We start from the raw sequence: 9105 nt of genomic DNA, 5'->3' as shown, positions 1-9105 counted from the left end.
CTCCCGCTCCTCGACCGGCCGCTCCGCCGCCCGTCCCTCCTCCGCCTGCCGAGCCGTCACCTCCCGCTCCTCGACCGGCCGCTCCGCCGCCCGTCGCCCTGCGGCCCGGATCCGCTCGGCCCGGGCCTGACGTGCCTCGGGCCGATACGTGTAGGCCAGCACCACGACCAGCAGGAGGAAGGTGGTGATGATCCCCACCGGCAGCGGCGGAAGCCGAATCAGACCGGGGCTGCTGCCGAGCAGGACGAGCAGGCCCGTGAACGACCGCCACGTGTACCGCCCGAAGAGCAGCGCGCCCATCAGGATCCGTCCGGCGAGGAACAGCCCGGTCCCGCCGATGATCACCGCCGACCAGGCCGCCCGGGTCTCGCCCAGCGGATGGGTGATCATCACCTCGGCGCCGACGGCGGTGAGGATCGTCCCCGCGATCATGATCGCGTGACAATAGGCCGCGAGGACGGCCCCCCGGGGCTGGTTCTGCTCGATCGCCCCGCCGAGCCGGCTACTGGCCGGCACGAAGTACATCCACAGCATCAGCAGGGCGTTCACGAAGGTGACGGCGAACATGACCGTCTGGAGAGGGCCGAATTGTTCCCTGGTGTAAGCCATGCCGATCACCAGGAAGATCTCGCCCAGCGCGACGATGAAGATCTGTTGGTATCGCTCCGACAGATGCTCGCCGACCACCCGCAACTGTGCCGGGGGCAGGCGACCCAGCCGTGGTACCGGCCAGCCCAGCGCGGCACTGAGGTAGTCCAGCCCGACGGCCAGCGACCAGAGGGTCAGCCGGGCCGGGCCCGACACGAGGGCGCCGGCGATCCACGGGATCGCGGACAGACCGAACCAGACCGCGACCAGGATGGTACGTCGCTGCACCGGATGACCGCGTAGCGCCGGCAGGAGCAGCGCGGCCCGGCCGAGATGGATCGTCGCGTAGGTTCCGGCGAAGAAGATCCCGTGTTCGCCGAACGCCCTCGGAACGGCGGCGGCCATCAGCAGACCGAGGAACATCACGCCGACGACGAGTACCCGGATGATCGGCTCGTTGGGGTTGTACCAGTCCGTCGACCAGGCGGTCGCGATCCACACCCACCAGACGGCGGCGAACAGGATCGCCGTTTCACCGACGTTGAGCCAGTCGAGATTGCGTGCCAGCCGCGTCGACATCGTCATCAACGTCACGATGAAGGCCAGGTCGAAGAAGAGTTCGAGGAAGGACGCCTGGCGCGAGTGCTCGCGCTGACGCAAGAGCCGTGCCGGCCGCTGCCCTGCCACCAAATCGCCCGTCCTGCGTGGTCCGCCCCGGTATTCGTACCACGCCCCACCGGCCGGAGCGTCGCCAACCGGACATCCCGTGCAGCCGTCCCCAGGCGCGGTGCAGGCGCCGCGCAGGCGTGTTAAAAAGGGGCCCTTCTTCTACAGAAAACGATAAGAAGGGGCCCTTCCTTACACCTCAGGCGGTGGTGCTGATGGTGGCGGAGCCGAGGACCACGTCGCCAGCGGGATCGGGGCGGTAGGCGACGATGGCCTGGCCGGCGGCCACGCCGCGGACCGGGCGGCGCAGGTCGGCACGGAGGGAGCCGTCGTCGGTGAGTCCGACGGTGGCGGGGACGACCTGGCCGTGGGCGCGGAGTTGGACCTCGCAGTCGAGTCCGGCGGCGGGGAGTTGGCCGGTGGGCCAGACCGGGCGCTCTGCGGTCACCGTGGACACCTCCAGCGCCTCGGCGGGACCTACCGTCACGGTGTTGGTCTTCGGGGTGATCGAGAGCACGTAGCGGGGCCGCCCGTCCGGGGCGGGTACTCCCAGCGCCAGTCCCTTGCGCTGGCCCACCGTGTAGGCGTACGCGCCGGAGTGGGCGCCGAGCACCGCACCGGTACCGGCGTCGACGATGTCGCCCGGAGCCTCGCCGAGCCGGTCGGCGAGGAAACCCCGGGTGTCGCCGTCGGCGATGAAGCAGATGTCGTGCGAGTCGGGCTTCTCGGCGACCGCCAGGCCACGCCGGGCCGCCTCCGCGCGTACCTGCGCCTTGGTCGAGTCGCCGAGCGGGAAGACCGAACGGTCCAACTGCTCGCGGGTGAGCACCGCCAGCACGTACGACTGGTCCTTGGCCTCGTCGACACTTCGCCGCAGCAGCCCGTCGGGGCCGAGCCGGGCGTGGTGGCCGGTGACCACCGCGTCGAAGCCGAGCGCCACCGCCCGGTCCAGCACCGCCGCGAACTTGATCTTCTCGTTGCAGCGCAGGCACGGGTTCGGGGTGCGGCCGGCGGCGTACTCGGCGACGAAGGTCTCCACCACGTCCTCGTGGAACCGGTCGGCCAGGTCCCAGACGTAGAACGGGATCCCGAGCACATCGGCCGCGCGCCTGGCGTCCCGGGAGTCCTCCAGTGTGCAGCAGCCCCGGGCGCCGGTCCGATAGGTCTGCGGGTTACGCGCCAGCGCCAGGTGTACGCCGGTCACGTCGTGACCGGCCTCCACCGCCCGCGCGGCGGCGACCGCCGAGTCGACCCCGCCGGACATCGCTGCCAGTACCCTCACCGGTTCATCCCTTCCACCCTCCGAGCGTAACCGGCCCGGCCGGACACCCGACCGGGCCGTCGGGGCGGCAATCAGCTCCGGATGGACTTGACCGCGCCGGCCCGGCGGGCCCGCTCGACCACGCCGGGCAGCACTGCGACCAGCGCGTCGACGTCGTCGGCGGTCGAGGTGTGGCCGAGCGAGAACCGCAGCGACGAGCGGGCCCGGTCGTCGTCGGCACCCATCGCGAGGAGTACGTGCGAGGGCTGCGCCACCCCGGCGGAACAGGCCGATCCGGTCGAGCAGGCGATCTCCTGCGCGTCGAGCAGCAGCAGCAGGGCGTCGCCCTCGCAGCCGGGGAAGGAGAAGTGCGCGTTGCCGGGCAGCCGGCCCACCGGATCGCCGTTGTAGAGCGCCTCCGGCACCGCCTGTCGGACCCGGGCCACCAGGTCGTCGCGGAGCGCGGCGACCCGGGCGGCGTACTCCTGCTGGGTCTTCACCGCGGCCTCGACCGCGACGGCGAAGGCGACGATCCCGGCCGCGTCGAGGGTGCCGGACCGGACGTCCCGCTCCTGCCCGCCGCCGTGCAGCACCGGTGTGCAGTCCACGTCCCGGCCCAGCAGCAGCGCGCCGACCCCGATCGGCCCGCCGAGCTTGTGCCCGGTGACCGTCAACGCCGCCACCCCGCTGGCCGCGAAGTCCACCGGTACCTGACCGACCGCCTGGACCGCGTCGGTGTGGAACGGGATCCCGTAGGCGGCGGCCACCTCGGCGAGCGCGGCGATCGGCTGTACCGTGCCCACCTCGTTGTTCGCCCACATCGCGGTCACCAGGGCGACCTGTGGGGCGTGCGCGTCGAGGACGGCGGCCAGCCCGTCGGGGTCGAGCCGACCCGTCTCGCCGACCGGCAGCAAGTTCGCGACGGCATCCTCGCGCTGGGCCAGCCACTGCACGGAGTCGAGCACCGCGTGGTGCTCGACCGCGCTCGCCACCACCCGGACCCGGCCCGGATCGGCCGCCCGGCGTGCCCAGAAGATGCCCTTGACGGCGAGGTTGTCGCTCTCGGTACCGCCGCCGGTGAAGACCACCTCGGACGGCCGGGCGCCCAGCGCGGCGGCGACCCGTTCCCGGGACTCCTCCACCCGGCGCCGGGCACATCGTCCGGCGGCGTGCAGTGACGACGGGTTGCCGACCTCGCGAGCGGTCGCGACGTACGCCTCCAATGCCTCTTCGAGCATCGGGGTGGTCGCCGCGTGATCCAGATATGTCATCGCCATCCAGCCTAATGGCAGCTTCCGGACGGCCCACTCGGCCGCCCGGCCGGGTCGGGGTGAACACCGATCCCGGCCGGACGCCGAGGGTTACGTACGGCTACTTCCGCTTGCGGATCTCCTCGGCGGCCTGCGGTACGACCTTGAACAGGTCGCCCACCACGCCGAAGTCGGCCAGCTCGAAGATCGGCGCCTCGGGGTCCTTGTCCACCGCGATGATCGTCTTCGAGGTCTGCATGCCGGCCCGGTGCTGGATCGCCCCGGAGATGCCGAGCGCCACGTAGAGCTGCGGTGACACCGTCTTGCCGGTCTGCCCGACCTGGAACTGGTGCGGGTAGAAGCCGGAGTCGACGGCGGCCCGGGAGGCGCCGACCGCACCGCCGAGCAGGTCGGCCAGCTCCTCGACCAGCTTGAAGTTGTCGGCGTTGCCGACACCGCGACCGCCGGAGACCACCACGGACGCCTCGGTCAGCTCGGGCCGGCTGCCCTTCTGTTCGGCGACCCGGTCGGTCACCCGGGCCAGCTTGTCGGCCTCGCCGAGTACGACGTCGAGCTGCTCGACGGCGGGCGTGGCCGGGGCGGCGCTCGGGGTGACCGAGTTCGGCCGCAGGGTGACCAGCGGCAGCCCCCGGGTCACCTTCGAGGTGACGATGGTGGAGCCGGCGAAGGCCACCTGGGTGGCGGTGCCGTCGGCGGCCAGTCCGACCACGTCGGTGAGTACGCCGTTGTCGAGCTTGACGGCCAGCCGGGCGGCGATCTCCTTGCCCTCCTGGCTGGACGGCAGCAGCACAGCGGCCGGTTGCACCCGCCGGACCAGTTCGGCGAGCACGGTCGCCTTCGGGGCCACCAGGTAGCCGTCGATCTCCTCGTGCTCGGCCGCGTAGATCTTCTCCGCGCCGTACTCGCCCAGTTTCTCGCCGAGTTGGGCGGCGGCGCCGGGTCCACCGAGCACCACCGCCGAAGGAGTGCCCAGGTCGCGGGCGAGGGTGAGCAGTTCGAGCGTGACCTTCTTGACGCCGAACTCGCGGGTGGCCTCGACGACGACGAGAACCTCAGCCATGGTCATTCCTCCTGTTCTCGGTCGCGCTCAGACGAACTTCTCGGTGGCGAGGAACTCGACCAGCTTCACGCCGCCGGTGCCGTCGTCGGCGAACCGCTCACCGCCGGAACGCGGCGGGCGGCGGCGGTGTTCGACGACCGCGCTGGTGGCGCCGGCCGTACCCACCTCGTCGGCGGAGACGCCCAGGTCGGCCAGGGACAGCGTCTGCACCGGCTTCTTCTTGGCGGCCATGATGCCCTTGAACGACGGGTAGCGGACCTCGTTGATGGTGTCCCAGACCGAGACGACCGCCGGGGTCGACGCGGCGACCACCTCGTAGCCCTCCTCGGTCTGCCGCTCCACCGTCAGGTTGGTGCCGTCCACGGTCAGCTTGCGGGCGCCGGTCAACGCGGCGATGCCGAGCCGTTCGGCGAGCATGTGCGGCATCACCTGCACCCGACCGTCGGTCGACTCGGCGCCGCAGAGCACCAGGTCGGCGCCGAGCTGGCCGAGCGCGGCGGCGAGCACCTTGGAGGTGGCCACGGCGCAGGATCCGTGCAACGCGTCGTCGAGCACGTGTACGGCCTTGTCCGGCCCCATCGACAGCGCCTTGCGGATCGACTCGGCGGCCTTCTCCGGCCCCATGGTGAGCACGGTCACCTCGCCGCCGTGGGCTTCCTTGATCCGCAACGCCTCTTCGATGGCGTACTCGTCCATCTCGTTGATGACGTTGTTTGCCGACCCCCGGTCGACGGTGTTGTCGTCACTGCGCAGGCTGCGGTCCGCGCCCGAGTCGGGCACCTGCTTGACGAGTACGACGATGTTCATCGCGCTTCGACGACCCCTCCTGTTGATGGCGGTCCCCGGTGTCGAGGCGATCCCGCCCGGTTGCTCGGGAGCAGCCTCCCGCGTTCCTTAACGATCGGTCAACCGACGAACGACCGGCCGGCGCGCGGGAGGGTGTGGCGTTACTTACGGCTAATGTTACCCACAAGTAGCTTTGCTCCTCCGGCCGCTCGGGGTGACACAGCTCACCCGCGAGCGCGGCAGGATCAGGTCGCGGCGTCGAGCGCCTCGCGGACGCTCGCCAGCACCGCCGCCTCGTTGGCGCTGATCCCGTCGTGCGCCCGCGCCACCACCTCGGTCGCGTGCAGCACCGCCGACCGGTAGCTGGCCACCTCGGCGGGCGCCTTCGTCCGCAGGATCTCCACCGAACGGCGCAGCGCCGGCAGCACCGTCGCCGGCACGTCGGCCGACGCCCCGCTGGGTAACTGGGGCAGGGTGCCGGTGGTGAGCAACTCCCGGACCAGGCCCGTGGTCCGGGCGAACGCATTCGACGCCGCGAGGCTCTCCTTGATCATGGAGAGGGCGCCGGGTTCGGCATTGGACACCAGATAGACCGCGCCGAACGCGGCACTCTTCAGGGTCGCCCGCTCCTCAGCGCTCAGCGGTTGCGTCACGGGTCGGAGTGTAGACGTACGGCGTGGTGGTGGTGACCGAGACGAGACCAAGCCGCTCCAGAATCGGCCGGCTGTCCTCGGACGCGTCCACCTGCAACAGGTTGAAGCCGCGTGCGTCGGCCAGCCGGGCCCGGTAGGTCAGCAGCGCCCGGTAGATGCCCCGGCGACGCCAGTGCGGCAGGGTCGACCCGCCCCAGAGGGTGGCGAACCGGGTGCCGGGAACGAAGCGCACCCAGCCCGCGCTGACCAGCTCGTCGCCCGCCTCGGCGACCACGATCGTCAGCGGCGGCTGGTCCAACTCGGCACCGGCGGCCAACTCCCGCTCCAGGCCGTCGGCCAGCCAGCCGCCGTCCGCACCCCAGATCTGCGACTTCAGCTCCGCGATCCGGTCCAGGTCCGCCCGGGAGGTCACCTCACGCAGGCGTACGCCCTCCGGCGGCACCGGCAGCGTCGCCGCCAGCGGCGCGACCGGACCGATCACGACTGTCTCCCGCTCCTCCGGCACGAAGCCGGCAGCCCGCAACCGCTCGGCCAGGTCGGCCGGCTCGTCGTGGCCGTGCAACTTCCACTCCACCTGCTGGCCCAGCATGTCGAAGTGGTCCCGCTGTCGCACGATCAGCTCGTCCAACTCCGCACCGGCCAGCCCGGCCAGGTCGCGGTAGGTCAGGAAACCACCCTGGTCGAGCCCCTTGATCCGCAGCAGCGGGCCGTCCCGCTCCACCGTCACACCCGGCGGCACCGGGTCGGGCACCCGGGCCCGCAACTGGGCGTCGTAGACGGTACGCAGCAGGTCAGCGTCGAGATCAGTCACCCGACCAGGCTAAATCCGATGTCCACCGGATAATCGCAATCGTGTACCACACGATCAGACGGTGGTTCGACCCACGGGAGCTGCGCGAGCTGGGCGAGACCCCGGACTACCGGTTCTCGCTCGCCAACGAACGCACCTTCCTGGCCTGGTTGCGGACCGGCCTGGCGCTGATCGCCGGTGGACTGGCCGTCGCGCAGTTCCTGCCCCCGATGCCGCTCCCCCACCTGCGTGAGGGGCTCGCCGTGGCACTGCTGCTGCTCGGCGGCACGGTCGCGATCCGCGCCGTCGACCACTGGGCCCGGACCGAACGCGCCATCCGGCTCGGCCAGGAGCTTCCGGCGTCCCGGTTCCCGGCCGTGCTCGCCCTGCTGGTCGGCCTCGGCGCCGTCCTGCTCGTCCTCGCGGTGCTGGTCCAGGCCGCCCGGAACACATGAGGCCGGAACCCGTACCGGCGGAGCCCCGGCGGCCGGACGCCGACGTCGGGCTGGCGGCCGTGCGTACCCGGTTGGCCTGGCGGCGTACCGCGTTGGCGGTCGGTGTGGTGGCCGTGCTCACCGCCCGACTGGCCCTGGCCGGCGGAACGGTCGGCGTGGTGGTCGCCGGCCTGGCCGGTCTGGGATGGTCGGCGGTACTGGTCGTGACCTTTCCCCGGCTCGGCGCTCCGGTCGCCCGACGGCCGGGTCTACCCGGCCCGACACTGCCGATGATCGCCCTCTCCTCGGCCGGTTTCGCGGGACTCGGAGTGCTGCTCGTGCTGGCGTCGATGCGCTGACCCGGCCCGGTAGGTCATCATGACCAGATGGTCCGCCTCTACGCGATCCTCGCCATCGGACAACTCATCCTGGCCGTCGTCGCTCTGATCAGCTGCCTCTCGGCCGAGAACGACGAGATCCGGGCACTTCCACGCTTCGCCTGGGTTCTGATCATCCTGTTCTTCCCCCTGGTCGGCTCGATCGCCTGGTTCGTCGCCGGCCGTCCGGTCCCGGCCACGCCGGCGGCCGGTAACCGGCCGGGCGGCGGCGTCGGTGGCCGGGACCGGCAACGGCCGCTCGCGCCCGACGACGATCCGGAGTTCCTCCGCTCCCTCGACAGCGAGCGGTCGAAGCAGGACCGGGAGCTGCTGGAACGCTGGGAGCGGGACCTGCGCCGCCGGGAGGACGAGTTGCGCCGCGGTGACAGCAGCGACCCGCCCCGGGAGGAGGACAAGCCGGAGGCCTGAGGGCACCCGGACCGGCCGGAGGCGATATTGTCGCCGGCCCGGTGACGGCGCCAGGCACAATCGACGGCGTGCAGATCGCCATGCTCGGCCCGCTGGAGGTGACCGCCGACGCCGGAGTGCCGGTGCCGGTCACCGGCGCCCGGCTACGCCGGCTGCTGATCCTGCTCGCCCTCGACGCCGACCGGGTGGTCGACACCGGCCGCTTGATCGACGGGCTCTGGGAGGACGAGCCACCGGCGGGTGCGGCCAACGCACTGCAGGCGCTCGTCTCCCGGCTGCGCCGCACCGTGCCGGACGTGCCGATCGAGTCACACCCGACGGGCTACCGGTTGGCCGTCGAACCGGCGGCGGTGGACGTGTCCCGGTTCGAGCAACTGGTCGGCACCGGCCGGGCCCTGCTCCGGTCGGACCCACCCGGCGCCGCGACCGCACTGGCCGACGCGCTCGACCTCTGGCGCGGACCGGCGCTGGCGGACGTCGCGGACGCCGCCTTCGCCCGGGGGCCGGCGGCCCGGCTCGACGAGCTGCGGCTCAGTGCCGTCGAACAACGGATCGACGCCCGGCTGGCCTCGGGCGAGGCCGCCGCCCTGGTGCCGGAACTCCACGCACTGGTCCGGGCACACCCGGTCCGGGAACGCTTCGCCGGACAGCTCATCCGCGCCTTGCGGGCCGCCAACCGGCCCGCCGAGGCGCTCGCCGCGTACGCCTGGTTGCGGAGCACACTGGCCGAGACCCTCGGTACGGAACCCGCGCCCGAACTGGCCGCACTGCACCTGGAACTACTCCGGTA

At 71.9% G+C, this 9105-nt stretch carries 11 protein-coding genes; 4 read left to right on the top strand and 7 right to left on the bottom strand.

Annotated elements, in window-relative coordinates; all coding sequences use genetic code 11:
- The 7 genes from I0C86_RS36760 to I0C86_RS36730 all read right to left on the bottom strand — a co-directional run.
- The coding region (locus I0C86_RS36760) for a low temperature requirement protein A (protein ID WP_196205921.1) at positions 1 to 1275 on the bottom strand (1275 nt) is incomplete at its 3' end.
- Positions 1276 to 1453: 178 nt separating this feature from the next.
- The gene (gene mnmA / locus I0C86_RS36755) at positions 1454 to 2536 is read right to left on the bottom strand and encodes a tRNA 2-thiouridine(34) synthase MnmA (RefSeq protein ID WP_196205920.1); all 1083 of its coding nucleotides are present in this window, start codon (positions 2534 to 2536) and stop codon (positions 1454 to 1456) included.
- Between the two features lie 71 nt (positions 2537 to 2607).
- Positions 2608 to 3786, bottom strand: coding sequence for a cysteine desulfurase family protein (locus tag I0C86_RS36750; RefSeq protein ID WP_196205919.1), 1179 nt, complete (start codon positions 3784 to 3786; stop codon positions 2608 to 2610).
- Between the two features lie 100 nt (positions 3787 to 3886).
- Positions 3887 to 4846, bottom strand: coding sequence for an electron transfer flavoprotein subunit alpha/FixB family protein (locus tag I0C86_RS36745; protein WP_196205918.1), 960 nt, complete (start codon positions 4844 to 4846; stop codon positions 3887 to 3889).
- Positions 4847 to 4873: 27 nt separating this feature from the next.
- Positions 4874 to 5653 (bottom strand): electron transfer flavoprotein subunit beta/FixA family protein, encoded by a 780-nt coding sequence (locus I0C86_RS36740; protein ID WP_196205917.1) that lies wholly within the window; start codon positions 5651 to 5653, stop codon positions 4874 to 4876.
- A 224-nt stretch (positions 5654 to 5877) separates the two neighbouring features.
- Positions 5878 to 6285 (bottom strand): hypothetical protein, encoded by a 408-nt coding sequence (locus I0C86_RS36735; protein WP_196205916.1) that lies wholly within the window; start codon positions 6283 to 6285, stop codon positions 5878 to 5880.
- A complete protein-coding gene (locus I0C86_RS36730; RefSeq protein ID WP_196205915.1) occupies positions 6263 to 7096 on the bottom strand; it encodes a GNAT family N-acetyltransferase in 834 nt (277 codons plus the stop codon). Before I0C86_RS36730 ends, I0C86_RS36735 begins: the two co-directional genes overlap by 23 nt.
- 41 nt (positions 7097 to 7137) lie before the next feature.
- Between I0C86_RS36730 and I0C86_RS36725 the strand changes: the two genes are divergently transcribed.
- From I0C86_RS36725 to I0C86_RS36710, 4 genes are all read left to right on the top strand, one after another.
- Positions 7138 to 7530: a YidH family protein gene (locus I0C86_RS36725; protein WP_196205914.1), complete on the top strand. Its 393-nt coding sequence runs from the start codon at positions 7138 to 7140 to the stop codon at positions 7528 to 7530.
- Positions 7527 to 7868 (top strand): DUF202 domain-containing protein, encoded by a 342-nt coding sequence (locus tag I0C86_RS36720; RefSeq protein WP_230395403.1) that lies wholly within the window; start codon positions 7527 to 7529, stop codon positions 7866 to 7868. The genes I0C86_RS36725 and I0C86_RS36720 overlap by 4 nt, the downstream gene beginning before the upstream one ends.
- A 27-nt stretch (positions 7869 to 7895) precedes the next feature.
- Entirely contained in the window at positions 7896 to 8315 is a 420-nt protein-coding gene (locus I0C86_RS36715) for a PLD nuclease N-terminal domain-containing protein (protein ID WP_196205913.1), read from the top strand.
- Positions 8316 to 8383: 68 nt separating this feature from the next.
- Positions 8384 to 9105: AfsR/SARP family transcriptional regulator (locus tag I0C86_RS36710; protein WP_196205912.1), on the top strand; the 722-nt coding region annotated here is incomplete at its 3' end.

It is taken from the genome of Plantactinospora alkalitolerans, assembly GCF_015690345.1.
In the GTDB taxonomy this organism is placed as follows: Bacteria; Actinomycetota; Actinomycetes; order Mycobacteriales; family Micromonosporaceae; genus Plantactinospora; species Plantactinospora alkalitolerans.
The sequence above is the reverse complement of the archived record's forward strand: the minus strand, read 5'-3'. Positions and strand labels throughout refer to the sequence as shown.